At 74.5% G+C, this 15,527-nt stretch carries 14 protein-coding genes and 1 pseudogene; 5 read left to right on the forward strand and 10 right to left on the reverse strand.

What is annotated here, in order from left to right; genetic code table 11:
• Positions 1-80: 80 nt before the first annotated feature.
• The 6 genes from ACFV9M_RS09435 to ACFV9M_RS09460 form a co-directional block, all read right to left on the reverse strand.
• Positions 81-1,568: a DEAD/DEAH box helicase gene (locus tag ACFV9M_RS09435; protein ID WP_385078974.1), complete on the reverse strand. Its 1,488-nt coding sequence runs from the start codon at positions 1,566-1,568 to the stop codon at positions 81-83.
• A 241-nt stretch (positions 1,569-1,809) separates the two neighbouring features.
• On the reverse strand, positions 1,810-2,013 hold the full coding sequence (locus tag ACFV9M_RS09440; protein WP_385078976.1) for a cold-shock protein: 204 nt from the start codon (positions 2,011-2,013) through the stop codon (positions 1,810-1,812).
• A 394-nt stretch (positions 2,014-2,407) separates the two neighbouring features.
• On the reverse strand, positions 2,408-2,806 hold the full coding sequence (locus tag ACFV9M_RS09445; RefSeq protein ID WP_385078978.1) for a DUF5994 family protein: 399 nt from the start codon (positions 2,804-2,806) through the stop codon (positions 2,408-2,410).
• 122 nt (positions 2,807-2,928) lie between these two features.
• On the reverse strand, positions 2,929-3,426 hold the full coding sequence (locus ACFV9M_RS09450; protein ID WP_385078980.1) for a DUF5994 family protein: 498 nt from the start codon (positions 3,424-3,426) through the stop codon (positions 2,929-2,931).
• 139 nt (positions 3,427-3,565) lie between these two features.
• Positions 3,566-4,921 carry an MFS transporter gene (locus ACFV9M_RS09455; RefSeq protein ID WP_385078982.1) on the reverse strand — a complete coding sequence of 452 codons (1,356 nt, stop codon included), beginning with the start codon at positions 4,919-4,921 and terminating at the stop codon, positions 3,566-3,568.
• A gap of 91 nt (positions 4,922-5,012) precedes the next feature.
• Positions 5,013-5,951 carry an amidohydrolase family protein gene (locus ACFV9M_RS09460; protein ID WP_385078983.1) on the reverse strand — a complete coding sequence of 313 codons (939 nt, stop codon included), beginning with the start codon at positions 5,949-5,951 and terminating at the stop codon, positions 5,013-5,015.
• A gap of 164 nt (positions 5,952-6,115) precedes the next feature.
• Between ACFV9M_RS09460 and ACFV9M_RS09465 the strand changes: the two genes are divergently transcribed.
• From ACFV9M_RS09465 to ACFV9M_RS09480, 4 genes and pseudogenes are all read left to right on the forward strand, one after another.
• A complete protein-coding gene (locus tag ACFV9M_RS09465) occupies positions 6,116-6,799 on the forward strand; it encodes a response regulator transcription factor (RefSeq protein ID WP_385078985.1) in 684 nt (227 codons plus the stop codon).
• A gap of 11 nt (positions 6,800-6,810) precedes the next feature.
• Entirely contained in the window at positions 6,811-9,297 is a 2,487-nt protein-coding gene (locus ACFV9M_RS09470; RefSeq protein ID WP_385078988.1) for a TAXI family TRAP transporter solute-binding subunit, read from the forward strand.
• Between the two features lie 86 nt (positions 9,298-9,383).
• Positions 9,384-9,770, forward strand: a pseudogene (locus tag ACFV9M_RS09475) (BlaI/MecI/CopY family transcriptional regulator); the annotation flags it as partial.
• 153 nt (positions 9,771-9,923) lie between these two features.
• Positions 9,924-10,868, forward strand: a complete 945-nt coding sequence (locus ACFV9M_RS09480; RefSeq protein WP_385078990.1) for a M56 family metallopeptidase — start codon at positions 9,924-9,926, stop codon at positions 10,866-10,868.
• Between the two features lie 14 nt (positions 10,869-10,882).
• Here ACFV9M_RS09480 and ACFV9M_RS09485 read toward each other — a convergent pair whose 3' ends face one another.
• From ACFV9M_RS09485 to ACFV9M_RS09495, 3 genes are all read right to left on the reverse strand, one after another.
• A complete protein-coding gene (locus ACFV9M_RS09485; protein WP_385078993.1) occupies positions 10,883-11,887 on the reverse strand; it encodes a sporulation protein in 1,005 nt (334 codons plus the stop codon).
• Positions 11,888-11,983: 96 nt separating this feature from the next.
• On the reverse strand, positions 11,984-12,352 hold the full coding sequence (locus ACFV9M_RS09490) for a hypothetical protein (RefSeq protein ID WP_385078996.1): 369 nt from the start codon (positions 12,350-12,352) through the stop codon (positions 11,984-11,986).
• 396 nt (positions 12,353-12,748) lie between these two features.
• The gene (locus ACFV9M_RS09495; protein ID WP_385077431.1) at positions 12,749-13,177 is read right to left on the reverse strand and encodes a MerR family transcriptional regulator; all 429 of its coding nucleotides are present in this window, start codon (positions 13,175-13,177) and stop codon (positions 12,749-12,751) included.
• Between the two features lie 67 nt (positions 13,178-13,244).
• Between ACFV9M_RS09495 and ACFV9M_RS09500 the strand changes: the two genes are divergently transcribed.
• Positions 13,245-14,465: an MFS transporter gene (locus ACFV9M_RS09500; protein WP_385077428.1), complete on the forward strand. Its 1,221-nt coding sequence runs from the start codon at positions 13,245-13,247 to the stop codon at positions 14,463-14,465.
• A gap of 138 nt (positions 14,466-14,603) precedes the next feature.
• Here the strand turns inward: ACFV9M_RS09500 and ACFV9M_RS09505 are convergent, their stop codons facing one another.
• On the reverse strand, positions 14,604-15,527 hold the full coding sequence (locus tag ACFV9M_RS09505; RefSeq protein ID WP_385077425.1) for a hypothetical protein: 924 nt from the start codon (positions 15,525-15,527) through the stop codon (positions 14,604-14,606).

A 15,527-nucleotide genomic window follows, 5' to 3' on the forward strand; every position in this document is an offset into this window, starting at 1 on the left:
CCCCGCCCGGCGCGGCCCCGGGGGGCGGCGGGCCCGCCGCGGCGCCGCGGGCGCCCCCCCGGGGGCCCGGCCCCCACGGCTCATGCCGCCGGGTCGGCGGCGGACGGCCGGCGCGCGCTGCGGCGCGCCGCTCCGCCGGTCGGCCTGCCCTTGCCGGTACGGCTGCGGCGGCTGCGGTTCGAGGAGTTCGCGGCGGACGGGGCGCGGCGGGCGCGTTCCGCGGCCGGTTCGGTGATGACGACCGGGACACCGGAGGGGGTCTGCGCGCCGGTGATGCGGATCAGCTCCGCCTCACCCGGACGGACCCGGGTGATCTGCGGGACGATGCCGGCCGAGGCCATCAGCCGGCTGATGCCGCGGCGCTGGTCGGGGGTCACCAGGGTGACGACGCTGCCGGACTCGCCGGCGCGGGCGGTGCGGCCGCCGCGGTGCAGGTAGTCCTTGTGGTCGGTGGGCGGATCCACGTTGACGACCAGGTCGAGGTCGTCGACGTGGATGCCGCGCGCCGCGACGTTGGTCGCCACCAGCACGGTCACGTGCCCGTTCTTGAACCGGTCGAGGGTCTTGGTGCGCTGCGGCTGGGACTTGCCGCCGTGCAGGGCGGCCGCGCGGACGCCGCTGTTCAGCAGGTGCTTGGTCAGCCGGTCCACGGCGTGCTTGGTGTCCAGGAACATGATCACCCGGCCGTCGCGGGCCGCGATCTCGGTGGTCGTCCGGTGCTTGTCGGTGTCGTGCACGTGGAGCACGTGGTGCTCCATCGTGGTGACGGCGCCCGCGGAGGGGTCGACGGAGTGGACCACCGGGTCCGAGAGGTAGCGGCGGACCAGCAGATCGACGTTGCGGTCCAGGGTGGCGGAGAAGAGCAGCCGCTGCCCGTCGGGGCGCACCTGGTCGAGCAGCGCGGTGACCTGGGGCATGAAGCCCATGTCGGCCATCTGGTCGGCCTCGTCCAGGACGGTGACGGCGACGTCGTCCAGCCGGCAGTCGCCGCGGTCGATCAGGTCCTTGAGCCGTCCCGGCGTCGCGACGACGATCTCCGCTCCGGCCCGCAGCGCCCCGGCCTGCCTGCCGATCGACATCCCGCCGACGACGGTGGCCGGCCGCAGGCCCACGGAGCGGGCGTAGGGCGTGAGCGCGTCGGTGACCTGCTGGGCGAGTTCCCGGGTGGGGACGAGGATCAGGGCGAGCGGCCGCCGGGGCTCGGCGCGGCGGCCCTGCGTACGGGCCATCACCGCGAGGCCGAAGGCGAGGGTCTTGCCCGACCCGGTGCGGCCGCGGCCGAGGACGTCCCGGCCGGCCAGGGAGTTCGGCAGAGTCGCCGCCTGGATGGGGAACGGTACGGTCACGCCTTCACGGCCGAGCGTGGCCAGCAGCGGCGCGGGCATGTCGAGATCGGCGAACGACTCGGCCGCGGGCAGCGCGGGCGTGACGGTCTTCGGGAGCGCGAACTCGCCCTGGGGCGCGGCCTGTCGGCCGCCGCCGCCCTGGGACCGGCGCCGGGTTCCGGAGCGGTGGGACGAGGAGCCGCCGGAGCGGTCGTACGGACGGGTGGTCCGTGCGCGGTTCATTCGGAGCCTTCCTTGACGCGGCGCGTACAAGGAATTCCCGCAGCAATGGAGCGGCGCAGAGAATCGCGAGAACGAGCCGGAATTGATGGGCAGGAGAAGTGGGAAGGCGCATGGGAAAAGCGCCTTCCGGCCCTTGGGGGAGGGGGGAATTGCCCTCGGGATGCCCTGAAACACAGCGAGCTGGGGCCCGCACCCCAAGGTGCGGGCCCCAGCTGCGAAGTAGACGTCAGGGACGACGTCGTCAGGCCGGAGTGATGTTCTCGGCCGTCGGGCCCTTCTGGCCCTGCGCGATGTCGAACGTGACCTTCTGGCCTTCCAGAAGCTCACGGAAGCCCTGGCTGTTGATGTTCGAGTAGTGGGCGAAGACGTCGGGGCCGCCGCCGTCCTGCTCGATGAAGCCGAAGCCCTTTTCAGCGTTGAACCACTTGACGGTGCCGGAAGCCATGAGAATCTCCTCTGGGACGGTGCTCGGATCACGCCCTGTGCGTGCTCCGGTCGCCGCGATGATCACCCCGTCGGAAAAACCTCCAGGCAACCAAAACTGCAACTGGCTTCGACACTAGCATGTCGGCTTCGGCCCTGCCCGCCAGATATTTTCCACCCCGCCCGCCGCCCCGGGAATATTCCCGGGGCGCCGCGTCAATTTCTTACTTCACGGACACAGATATTGCCCCGCCCGGACCGCAGTGTCGGCCCCGGACGCCCGGGGCCGCACCGCCCTGACCACGTCCGACGGGCCGAGGCGGCCTCCCGGTGCCCACCACGGGTGGGGGACCGGCGGACACACCGGATCGACGACGGCGAGACGAAGGCCACACCGGCCCCTCGGTCCGCTCCCCTCACGCGGGGGAGCGGTCGGCGGCGGTGGACATGAGCGTCTGCGCGGCCTGCTCCGCCGTGTCCGGCGGTACGACCAGCAGGTCCCGGCGGCCCTGGCCGGGCGCCATCAGGACGATGGTGTCCGGGGTGCGTGCCGCGGTGGACCGGCGCAGCCGTACGACCTGGTTGCAGACGAGCATCCGCCCCGGCGCCCCGGTCCACGCGGCGCCGTTCACCATGACGCTGACGATCTGGCCCCACGCGCGCGGCAGGCCGGCGAGCAGGTGCGGGAGTTCGGCCATGAGGTCGTGGGTGCGCGGCCACCAGGCCCCGTCGATGCGCCGTGGCAGGGCGCTCTCGGGCGCGAGGCGCAGACGCAGGAGCGGGTGGGAGGGCGGCGGCAGCAGTGCGGTGGTCATGGAGGTGTCCTGTCGGGTGGCTCGCCGGAGCGAGGCGGGCGGTCCGGGGCGTGATGCGGCCACGGACCGGCGGACTGGGCGACGGTGGGAGCCGAGGCGGCGCGCGCGGGTCAGGGTGAGGATCAGGGTGACGAGGGCGATGCCGGGCCGGGTGCCGGCCGCTGCTCTTCCGTGGCCAGGAGCGCGTCGGCGGTGAGGCCGAGGGCGGGGTCGGTGGCGGCGGCCAGCAGCCGGGCGGCCGCCCCGGCGGGCTCCTCCGGCGGGACGACCAGCAGCGTCCACCGCCCTACGGTGCTGAAGTCCAGGGTGATGACGTGCGTCCCGCCCCCGGTGCCGGCCGGCTCGACGTCGATCACATGGCCGGGCGCCATGACCGTGTCCGGGGTGTCGGGCCAGGCGCCGGCGTCGACCGTGACGTGGACCTCGGCGCCGTCGCCCGGGTCCAGGGCGCCGACGAGCGGGGGCAGCTCCAGTTCCAGCGCGTCGCAGCGCGGCCACCAGGCCCCGTCCAGCGGGCCGTGACTGGCGTCGGAGGTGAGGGACAGGCGGGGCAAGGGCATCCGGTACGTGTGCGCGCCGGGCGTCGGCGCGCCTTCGTCCCGCGCCTTCCTGGGGTCCATCCTGCGGTCCCGTCCCGGGAGCCGTGACCGGCCGCCCGTTTCGTCACTCGCCGGGAACGGCACCGCCGTCAGCGCTGCGCGAAAAGCTCTCGGTACGGTCAGGCTACTCCCGACGGGTGGCCGGCGGACGGCGCGATCCTCAGGCGGGCACACCCTCCCGCCGCCGCGCCCCGGCGAGGCGGGCCGAGCGGGTGCGGGTGCCGAAGACGGCCAGGGCGATCGCGCCGACCATCCAGGTGCCGGCGATGAAGCAGAAGACGCTCCGGTAGCCGTGGCCGTTGTAGAGCGCGGCGACGATCAGCGGGCCGGCGGCGTTCGACAGGCGGCCGAAGCCGTAGGAGACGCTCGTGCCCAGGGAGCGGCCTCGGGTGTCGAAGAGCTCGGGGGAGTAGGCGTAGGCGAGGGCGGTGTAGCCGCGCTCGAAGAGGTTCACCAGGAAACCGAAGACGATGATGAGGACCGGGTCGAAGGTGAGCCCGTACAGCAGGCCGCAGCCGGCGATCACCGTGCCGAAGGCGACCAGGCACCACTTGCGCTCGAACCGGTCGGTGACCAGGGAGGCCAGGTAGCAGCCGAGCGGCGCGCCGACCGTGGTGAGCGCCACGTAGAAGACGGACTTCTCGACGCTGAAGCCCTCCTTGGCCAGCAGGGTGGGCGCCCAGCTGGAGTAGCCGAAGAAGCCGATGGTCTGCGTCGTCCACAGCACGGTGAGCAGCAGCGTCGGGAGCAGGTACTTCTTCCGCAGGAGCAGCCGCAGCGGCGCCTTGGCCGACGGTGTCTCGGCGACCGGGGCCGCGGGCTCGGGAAGGGGGCCCTTCTCCGCCGCGACGCCCGCCTCGATCTCCCGCAGGACCGCGTCGGCCTCGGCGTGCTCGCCCCTGCTCTCCAGCCAGCGGGGCGACTCCTTGAGGTGCCGGGCGAACAGCACGAGCAGGATGCCCAGGGAGCCCCAGAGGTAGACCAGCCGCCACGACCAGTCGTTGAGCGGGACGACCGCGCTGGCGATGAGGTTGGTGACGGGTGTGCCGCAGATGCCGATGACGATGGCGTACGCCTGGTACTTGCCGCGGATCGCGGACGGGTACATCTCGTTGACGTAGACGACGCCGACGACGGTCATCGCCGACAGGCCCGCCGAGGTCAGGACGCGGAACACGCCGAGCGACACCAGGTCCCAGGCGAACACCGCCGCGAACGAGGAGATGCCGAACGACAGCGTCGTCCACAGCAGCGCCCGCTTGCGGCCCCACCGGTCGGCGACGGACCCGGCGACGATCGCCCCGACGAACATGCCGACGAACGAGAGGGAGGTGACGTAGGCGATCTGGTCGACCGTGACGCCCCAGAGCGTGATCAGTTTCGGCGCGGTGGTGGCGAAGCTGTTGATGTCCGCGAACTCGAAGAAGTAGGCGAAGGCGACGGCGAGCAGGGTGACCTTGTGGAACCGGGCGACCGGAAGCCGGTCCAGCCGGTTCAGCGCGTTGGAATGGTGCATGAGCGGCCCTTGTCGACGTGGGTGGGATGGGGTGGGATGGGGTGGGGTGGGATGGGGTGGGGTGGGGGAGAAAGGGGGGCGGCGGGGGGCGTCAGACGTCCTCGTCGGGCCAGTAGAGGGCCATCGGGTTGGCGACGAGCAGCTTGTGCCGCTGCTCCGCGGTGACCGCCACCCGCGGGACGTGGTCGACGAGGAGTCCGTCGTCGGGCATGTGGTCGGTGAGGTTGGGGTGCGGCCAGTCGGTGCCCCACAGGACCCGGTCGGGGAACTCCTCCACGACGCGGCGGCCGAAGGGGACGACGTCGGCGTAGGGGTGCCGTTCGCCGTTCAGGGCCGCGGGTCCGGTCACGCTGAGGCGTTCGGGGCAGGTGACCTTCACCCAGACGTCGTTGTCCGCGACGAAGCGCAGGAACCGGGTGAACCGCGGCCCGTCCGCCGGCCGCGTCACGTCCGGCCGCCCCATGTGGTCCACCACCAGCGGAACCGGCAACGACCGGAAGAAGCCCTCCAGGTCGGGCAGGTCGGCGCTCTCGAAGTAGAGGACGACGTGCCAGCCCAGCGGGGCGACCTTCCGCGCGATCGTGCGCAGGTCGTCCTCGGGCGAGGTGTCGACCAGGCGCCGTACGAAGGTGAACCGCACCCCGCGCACGCCCGCCGCGTCGAGCGCGAGCAGCTCGTCCTCGCCGATGTCCGGGCGGACGGTCGCGATGCCGCGGGCCCTGCCGCCGGCCGCCCGGACGGCGTCGACCATGGCGCTGTTGTCCGCGCCGTGGCAGGTGGCCTGCACGATGACGTTGCGGGCGACGCCCAGGTGGTCGCGGAGGGCGAACAGGTCCTCCTTGCCGCCGTCGCAGGGCGTGTACTTCCGTTCCGGCGCGAAGGGGAACCGCGCCTGCGGGCCGAAGACGTGGCAGTGGGCGTCGACGGTCCCCGGCGGCAGGGGGAAGGCCGGTTCGGACGGGTCGCGGTACCAGTCCAGCCAGCCGGGGGTCGTGGCGGCGAGGGGAGTCCCGTGGCGGTCGATGGTCATGTGCGGCGTCCTTCCGGGCTGCTGGGTGCCGTGCAGCCTGGTCCGGCGCCGTACCGCGGGCGAGGGGCCCGGACGCGGAACTAACCTCCCCTTAACACTCCGGCGGACGCGCGGCCGGTGTGGTCTACATTCGGCTGAGGGGTGGCCGAAAGGAGGTGGCCGGGGTGCAGATACTGCTGGCCGAGGACGACGACGGCGTGGCCGCGGCGCTCGTCGAGGTCCTGTACGACCATGGCCACGTCACCCGGCGGGTCCGGTACGGCAGAGAGGTGCTGACCTACCACCGCAGCTCCGACCTGCTCCTGCTCGACCTGGGCCTGCCCGACACCGACGGTCTGGACGTGCTGCGCGCCCTGCGGGCGGTCAGCGACATGTCGGTGGTGGTGCTCACCGCGCGCGGCGACGAACGCTCGGTCGTGCGCGGACTGCGGCTCGGGGCCGACGACTACCTGGTCAAGCCGGTGCGCCTCGCCGAGCTCCTCGCCCGCATCGACGCCGTCACCCGGCGCAACACGGCACGGGGCGCCACCGCCGTACGGACGGTCCGGGCCGGTGACGTCGAGGTGGACCTCGACGCGCGCCGGGTCCGGGTCGGCGGGGCGGAGGCGGACCTGACCACCAAGGAGTTCGACATCCTCGCCGTACTGGCCGGGCGCGCGGGTACGGCGGTCAGCCGTGAGCAGCTGCTGGACGAGGTGTGGGGCGCCTCCCGCCACACCGCGTCCAGGTCCCGCTCCCTGGACGTCCACCTCACCCAGGTGCGCGCCAAGCTGCGCCACCCCGAGCTGATCACCACGATCCGGGGCTTCGGCTACCGCTTCGGGGACTCCGGGCACCCCGGCGACTGAGGAGCCGACGCGTGCGCACCCGGGTCCAGGCCGCGCTCCTGGTGTTCGTCGTGATCGCGGTGGCCGCGTTCGCCGTGCCGCTGCTGCTGGTCACCGCGTCCGACCGCACCCAGCAGCTGGTCCTCGCCCGCAGCGCCGACCTCGACCGTTTCGCGTCCCTCATGGACCAGGCCGCGGCGACCGGGGACACCTCGGCCGTCGCCGCCGAGGCGCGGCGCTACACCCGGCTGTACGGGGAACCGCTCGTCGTCACCGACACGCGCCGCCGCCCCGTCGTCCAGACCGGCGGCATGCGGGCCGCCGATCCCGCCGTCGCCCGGCTGCTCGACGCGGCCCTGCGCAACCAGACCGCGCACCCCACGGGCACGCTGCGCCCCTGGTCGCGGGGGTACCGCATGTTCGCCGAGCCGGCGGGCACCGGGACCCGGGTCTCCGGGGCCGTCGTGCTGCGGGCGTCGGTCGGCAACGCGGCGCAGGACATCGCGCGGCGCTGGGCCGCCGTCCTCGCCGGGACCGCCCTGGTCGCCGTGGCCTGCACGGTCCTCGCCCGGGCCGCCACGGGATGGGTGGTCAGTCCGCTGCGCCGCCTCGACCGGGCCGTCGGCCGGCTCGCCGCGGGGCTGCCGCCCGAACAGACCCGGGCCGGCGGCCCGCCCGAACTGCGCCAGCTCGCGACCGGCTTCAACCGCATGGCCCGTACGGTCACGGCGGCCCTGGAGCAGCAGCGCAGGCTCGTCGCCGACACCTCCCACCAGATGCGCAACCCCATGGCGGCGCTCAGGCTCCGCGTCGACGCCCTGCACACCCACCTGCCCGCGTCCGCCGACCGCACGTACACCGGGGTCACCACCGAGCTCGACCGCCTGGAGACCCTCCTGGACGACCTGCTGGCCCTCGCCGCCGCGGAGCACCGGGCCGGGGAGCTGACGGTGACCGACGGGTCGGACGCCCGCTGCGACGCCACGGCGGTGGCGGCCGACCGGCACCGCCTGTGGGAGCCGGTCGCCCACCGCGCCGGAGCCCGCCTGGTCCTGCGGCCCGCCGCGGCCCCGGTCCCGGCCGCCTGCACGGACCGCGAACTCGCCCAGATCACGGACATCCTCCTGGACAACGCCATCAAGTACGCGGGCCCGGGCGCCGGGATCTCGCTCCGCTGCGCCGCCGAGGGCCCGCTCGCGGTCCTCACGGTGACCGACGACGGCCCCGGCCTGGAAGCGGAGGAGCTCGCGCTGGCCACCACCCGCTTCTGGCGCTCGGGCCGCCAGCGCCGGGCCGGGACGACGGGCACGGGCCTGGGGCTGGCCATCGCCGAACAACTGCTGGCGGGGCGGGGAGGCCGGCTGGAACTGGAGCCGGCCCGGCCGCGGGGGCTGCGGGCCAGGGCGGTGGTGCCGCGCGCGGCGGCCGCCGCGGGCGCCGCGGCCGGCACCGCCCCGCAGGGCGGCGCGGCCATGACCCGCCCCCGCCCCCGTCCCCACCTCCGTCCCCACCTCCGTCCCCACCTCCGTCCCCACCCTGTGGACCGCCGCACCGTCCTGCACGCCGCCCTCGGCACGGCGGCCGCCGCGGTCCTCGGCGGGGCGCTCACGGCCGACACCTCCCGGCAGCGTCCCGGTCCGAGCGGTGTCCTGCGCTTCGCGACCGGTGAGCCCACGGCGTTCTACGAGGCGTTCGGCCGCCTCCTCGCCACGGAGCTCAAGGCGGCGCATCCCCGGCTGAGCTGCCGCGTCCACACCACCGCGGGCAGCGTCACCAACATCGGACTGCTCCGCGACCGCCGCGCCGACCTCGCACTCGTCCTCACCGACACCGCGCGGGCGGCCCAGGGCACCACGCTCTTCGCGCACCCGGTGCCCCTGCGCGCGATCGGCAGGGTGTACGAGACCTACCTCCAGTTCGTCGTCCGCGCCGACTCGCCCGTGCGCGCGGTGTCCGAGCTGGCCGGACACACCGTCTCGCTCGGCGCGGCCGGATCGGGCGCGGCCGTGCTCGGCGAGCGGATCCTGTACGCCGCGGGCCTCACGCCGGGCACCGACGTGCCGGTGCTCCACCTCCCGCCGGCCGACGCGGCGGACGCGATGCGGGCGGGCTCGGTCGACGCCCTGCTCGTCGCGGGCGGCGTACCGCTGCCCGTCCTGTCCGACCTCGACGACCGTCCCGGTCTGCGCTTCCTGCCGCTGGCCGGCCTGCTGCCCCGGCTCGGCGGCGCCGACGGCCGGGCCGGCTCCGGCCTGGAGGAGGTGACCCTGCCGCAGAGCGCGTACCGGACGGCGGGCGGCGTCGCCACCATCGGTGTGTCCAACCTGCTGGTGTGCCGCCCCGACCTGCCCCGCGCCGTCGCCGAGGCGCTCACCCGCCTCCTCGTCCTGCGGGCGTCCGCCCTCGTCCCCGGCAACGCCGTCGGCACCCAGTTCCTCGACGTCGGCAGTCTGATCGGCACGGGCGGTGTCCCCCTGCACCCGGGGGCGGCCGCGGCGTACCGCGCCCTGCACGGCTGAGCCCGGGGCGGGGTGCGGAGGGCGGCCGTCGGGTGCCCCTACGATGGGCCGCTCGTGAACTCGGGGCCGGCGGAGAGGAGACGGACGTGACGGATCACCGGCAGCGTGCCCGGCGGCGCGGACAGGGCGAACTGGAGGCGCTCGTCCTGTCCGCGCTGCGGGAGGCGGACGGCCCGGCGACCGCGGGCTGGGTGCAGGAGCGGCTGGGCGGGGACCTCGCCTACACGACGGTGATCACCATCCTGACCCGGCTGCTGGCCAAGGGCGCCGTCACGCGGGAGCGGGCCGGCCGGTCCTTCGCCTGGACGCCCGCCTCGGACCAGGCGGGCCTGGCCGCGCACAGGATGCGCAAGGTGCTGGACGCCGAGAGCGACCGGGAGGCGGTGCTGGCCAGCTTCGTCACCGGCCTCGGCCCGCAGGACGAGCGGCTGCTGCGCGAACTGCTGGGCCGGCCCGGGAACGACGGAAACGAAGACGGCGAAGGAAGCCAAGACGGCGAAGGAAGCCAAGACGGCGAAGGAAGCCAAGGAAGCCAAGTAAGCCAAGAGGTCGAAGGAAGCGAAGAGGGCGAAGGAAGCGAAGAGGGCGAAGGAAGCGAAGAGGGCGAAGGAGAAGACTGAAGCCTCATGGGGGTGTTCGTCCTTCTGCCGCTGGTCCTGCCGCTGAGCGCCTGGCCGATCGCGCGCCTGGCCGAGCAGCGGCTGCATCCGCGGACCGCGACGAGGCTGCTGACCTGGGTGGCCGCGGTCATGGCGGTGTGCAGTTCGGTGTGCCTGGGGCTGGTGATGGTCGTCGGCACCGCACAGCTGCCCGGCAACCCGCTGCCCGACGGCTGGTCGGACCCCGAGGTGCGGGCGGCGGTCCCGTACGACGAGGTCGTCGGCAAGGCGGCCATCCCCGCGCTGTGCGCGGTGCTGGTGGCCTGCGGCCGGACACTGCGGCGGCACGGACGGGTGCGCCGCCGGGCCCACCGCGCGCTGGCCGGGCTGCCGGGCACGCGGGTGGCGGTGCTGCCGGACGAGGTTCCGTACGCGTACGCGCTGCCGGGCCGTCGCCGCGACCGGATCGTGGTGACCACCGGCCTGCTGGACCGTCTCGAACCGGCCGAGCGGCGCGCCCTGTTCGCCCATGAGCGGGCCCATCTCGCCGCCCGGCACCACCGGTTCCTGCTCGCCGTCCGACTGGCCGCGCGGGCCAACCCGTTCCTGCGGCCGCTGTGCGCGGCGGTGGCCTACACGGCGGAGCGGTGGGCGGACGAGGAGGCGGCCGAGGCCGTCGGCAGCCGCCGTACGGTGGCGTGCGCGATCGGCAAGGCGGCTCTCGTCTCCCGGGGGACCCCCGTGGCCGCGCTCCCGGGCCTCGCGGCGTCCGGGCCGGCGCCGGGACCGGTGCCGCGCAGGGTGGCGGCCCTGCTCGGTCCGGCGCCCGCGGTGCGCGGCCGGCTGTCGGTGTTCACCTCGGTGGGCCTGGCGGCCTGGGGCGCGGCGGCGGGAACGGCCGCCTCCGCGATGTCGTCCGCGAACTCCGCCGTGACGATGGTCCTCATCCTGCGCGCGGCGACGCCTCTCTGAACCGCCCGTACGGCTCAGTCCTCTCCTCCCCCGTCCCCTCCGTCGTCCTCGTCGCCCTCGAAGAAGTCCCCCACCTCGTCGACGACTTCGGCCGCCACCATGCCGCCGACGACACCGACCGCGAGCCCGGCCGCGCCCGCGGCGACGGCGGTGCCCAGGCCGGGGCCCGAGCGGTGGCCGTCGTGGTCGTGATCGCCGTACCCGGGTCCGGGGTGACCCTCGTGCCCGTACGAGGCGTGGGAGTCGTACGCCGCCCGGTGCTCGACCAAGTGGCGGATCCAGCCGTCGACTTCGCTGTTCCAGTCGCGGGAGTCGTGGTGCCCCACGGTGAAGCGGGTGAGCGTGTCGTGGCCGGAGGAGAGCAGGCCGCCGCGCTTGTCCGCCTCCAGGACGACCTCCACGCCGGCCGGGCCGGCCAGGAAGGTCAGCTCGATCTCGTTGACCTGGTGCGCGTACCGCGGCGCCGGAGTCAGCTCGATCTCCTGGTAGAAGGGCAGCTGCTGGCCGGTGCCGCCGATGCGCCCGTACTCCAGGTCGGCGGACCGGAAGCCGAAGCCGAGCTGCCCGAGCGCTTCGAGGATCGCCTCCTGCACGGGCAGCGGGGCGACGTTCAGCTGGTCCAGGTCACCCTTGTCCCGGGCGCCGGCCACGGCCAGCTCGGTCCGTACGCCGAGGACGACGCCCAGGCCCTGCCCGTACAGCTCGGTGACGGGCGTCTCCCACGGCAGTGCCATGGTGAAGGGGACGGCGCGCTCCTCGCCGGCCGCGAGGCGGAACCCGCCGCCGACGGTGAACCGCTCGAAGGCGACCACGCCCTCGCTCTCCCCGTCCTCCTGCTCGGCCTCGACCCGTGCGACCAGCTCCAGGGTGATGTGCTCGATCTCGAAATCGGCGTCGCCGCCCTTGAGCCGGACCTGGCCGGTCAGTGCGCCGCCGGGGCGGGCGGCTCCCGGGTCCAGGACCGTGTCGACCGTGGGGCCGCCCAGGCCGAGCGATCCGAGCAGTCGTTTGAACACCATCGTGGCGTCCACTCCTTCACGTGCGTGTGGCCTACCGTTTCTACAGGCACGTAGAAGCATAGGGGGTGCGCCGTCGGTCGGAGCGGGCCGAGGCGGTCAGGGCCCGTTCACGCCGGCGCCCGCCCCGGAGCCGTCGCGCGCCGGCCGGCCGGGACCGGCGAGAAGGCCGTGCATCGCGGCCGCCGTGCGCTCCGGAGTGTCCCGCTCGTCGACACGGACCTCGACGTACCGGGTGCCGCTCGCCGCGTGCCGGTCGCGGACGGCGGTGACGCTCCGCGGGGTGCACGGGACGATCGCCACGACCCCGTTGCGCGCCAGCACCTCGGCCAGCAGACCCGTGCGCCGGGTGTCGGCGTCCAGGTCGCCGTACCGGTCGAGCACCTCGACCCGGCGCCACTCGGCCGTGAGGCGTTCGGCCAGCGCGTAGGCGGCCGCGAGCCGGTCGGCCGTCGAGGGGCCGGTCACCCACACCGTCGCGCCGGGACAGGTACATCGGCACCTCCCGTCGTGCGCGCCGTTCAGCACGGGTGCCCCCCGGCGCGGGACGTCTGACGCACCGTCGGACTGCCCAAGACCATCGCTGGCGCCTCCCTGCGAACCGTGCGGAACCCGACGCTCCCGTTGAGAGCTGGACCATACTGCCGTGCGTTCCTGGTCGTGCCATGGGGAGAGGATGAGAATCCCGTGAGGTGTGCCGCGGGAGCGCTGGGCCCTGTCGTCATCGAACTCCCCGACCGCCGACCGCCGGGCGCCGGGCGCCGCGCGCGCCGCCCGCCGACGCCGCCCGCCGACGCCGTCCGCCGACGCCGCCCGCGCCCGGTGAGCCGGACGCGTCGGGCCGGCGGACCCGGCCCGGTGCGGTCAGGCCGGCGGGGGCCGGTCCCGGCGCGCGGAGGCGGGCGGCCCCGGTTCCTCCGGGGCGGCGGGGGACCGGTCCCGGCGCACGGCGTCGACGTAGGCGGAGACGGCGTCCCTGCTGCGGATCAGGCACTCGATCCGCCGCGTCATACGGTCCAGCTCCTGTTCGAGCGTGGCGATCGTCTCCGGCGTCGCGTCGGCGACGCGGATGGACCGGGGCTGCTTCAGGCACGGCAGCACCTGCTTGATGATGCGGGTCGGCAGCCCGGAGTCGAGAAGCCCCCTGATCTGCAGGACCCGGTCCACGCTGCGCTCGCAGTAGTCCCGGTATCCGTTCGGCGAGCGGTCCGGGACCAGCAGGCCCTGTTCCTCGTAGTAGCGCAGCATCCGGCGCGGGGTTCCCGTGCGCTCGGCCAGCTCCCCGATCCGCATGTGTCCCACCTCACACAGAGAGACGACTTGACCTTCACATACATGTGAGGGTTGGACGATACCGCGCATGACAACGCCCAAGACGGAGCCGTCGGCTGACGAAGCGTCAGCGCCGGGGCGGCGAGAACTGCCGCTCTCCCCACTGCTCGCCCTGGCCACCGCCGCGTTCATGAGCATACTGACCGAGGCCCTGCCGGCGGGCGTCCTGCCGGAGATGGCCCGTGACCTCTCCGTCAGCGAGTCCGCGGCGGGACAGACGCTGACGGTCTACGCGATCGCCACGGGCCTCTCGGCCATCCCCGTCTCCGTGGCCACGGCGACCTGGCGGCGCAAGCGGCTGCTGCTGCTCGCCGTGACCGTCTTCGCCGTCGCCAACACCGTCACGGCCCTCTCGTCCGGCTACGCCCTGACGATGGCGTTCCGCCTCGCCGCCGGTGCGGCCGCGGCCGTCGTGTGGGCCGAACTCGTCGGTTACGCCCGCCGTCTGGCCCCGCCGCACCTCCAGGGCCGGGCAATCGCCCTCACCATGGCCGGTGTCCCGCTGGCGCTCTCCCTCGGCATTCCCGTGGGCACCTTCCTGGGCGAGCTGTTCGGCTGGCGGCTGACCTTCGGCCTGGTGACCGTGGTCTCCGTGCTCCTGCTCGGGTGGATCTCGGTCTCGGTCCCGGACCACCCCGGGCAGCGGCCGGGGAGGCGCGAGCCGGTGCTCGGGGCGCTGGGGCTGCCCGGCGTGCCGGCGGTGCTCTTCGTGGTCGCCGCCTACGTCCTGGCGCACAACGTCCTTTACACCTACATCGCCACCTTCCTCGACGGACGCGGCATGGGCGGCTCCCGCGACCTCGTGCTGCTGGTCTTCGGCATCACCTCCGTGGTGAGCATCTTCGTCACCGGAGCCCTGGTCGACCGCCGGCTGCGCACGCTGACCGTCGTCAGCAGCGCCCTGTTCCTGGTGGCGTCCGGCATGCTGACGGTGCCGGCCGGCAGCGCCGCACCGGTCTACCTCGCGATGGCGCTCTGGGGCCTGGGCTGGGGTGGCGTGACCACCCTCCTGCAGACCGCGGTCACCGACGCCGGCGGCGACCGCGGACAGGCGCTGCTGGTCACCACCTGGAACCTCGCGATGGCCGGCGGCGGCGCCGCCGGAGGCGTCCTCCTCGACGCCTTCGGCCCCGGTTCCTTCCCCTGGAGCGTCCTGGTCCTGATGACGCCCGTCCTGCTCGTCGTCCTCGGCGCCCGCACCCACGCCTTCCCCGCCGCACGCCCGGGCACGGACATGACGACCCGCTGACCCGACGCCCACGCCCCCGAACCCAGGCCCGGCACCCGTCCCCCGCGTGCCGGGCCGGCCGCCGGTGGGGCGGCGCGCACCCGCCGGGTGGGTGCCACCGCTTCACCCGCGGTGCCGCAGGAGCCCCCGACGGGCCCGCTAGGCGGCCGGGAGTGACGCCGTCAGGTGCTCCCACGCCGCGTGCACGTGTTCCCCGACGATCCCGAACTGGGTGATGACCGCGACGCAGCGCCCGTCCTCGTCGTCGAGCTCGATCGCCGAGGTCGGGCCGTGGGCCGCCGTGGAGCGGACGAGGTGGCACGCCCGGACGCCCGCGAGGTCGATCTCCACCGAGCTCTCCGCGATCGCCGCGAACACCCGCCCGTCGACGGTCCGGTCGGTGACGTGCACCCGGCCGCTGCACGCCTGGAGCGCCGCCGGGGCGAACACCGCGACGCCGACCGGCAGTCCGGCGGAGCAGGCGTGGTCGAGCACCGCGGGCACGACGCCGGGGTCGATCGCCCGGTGCTCGCCGCGGTACCGGTCGAACGCCCCGCGCCGGGCGATGCCGCCGTCCACGAGGACCGCGTCGAGCTGGGCGAGCTGGTCGCCGTTCTCCCACGCCGGCACCTCGGGGGCCGCGGACGGTCCGGCGGCCGGCGCCCCGGCGTCGACCGTGCGGGCCAGTCCGGCCAGCAGCCGGTCCCCCTCGGAGAGCAGCCGCCCCTGGTGCACGGTCCGGCCGTCCGCGTCGAGCAGGTGCAGGGCGACCGTGCCGGTGCCCTCGTCCCGCACGACCACGGCCGAGGCGACACCGTCACCGTCGACGCGCAGCGCGATCGAGCCCGGGCCGACGGCGAACGCGTCACCGCGCAGGCTCGGGACGGCGTAACCGCCGGCCTGGTCGATCCGCGCGACCGGCCCTCCGGTGACCGCCTGGACGTACTGGAAGAGCGTCAGGCAGCGCGCCAGCTCCGGCATCCGCGCGTCGATCAGCCGCACGCTGCTGTCGCGCCGGCCGCAGCACCCCTCGAACGGACAGCCGCCGTCGGCGCCCCGCGGCCCGGGATCGTGGTCCGTCAT

Source organism: Streptomyces sp. NPDC059895, from assembly GCF_042731035.1.
Classification (GTDB): domain Bacteria; phylum Actinomycetota; class Actinomycetes; order Streptomycetales; family Streptomycetaceae; genus Streptomyces.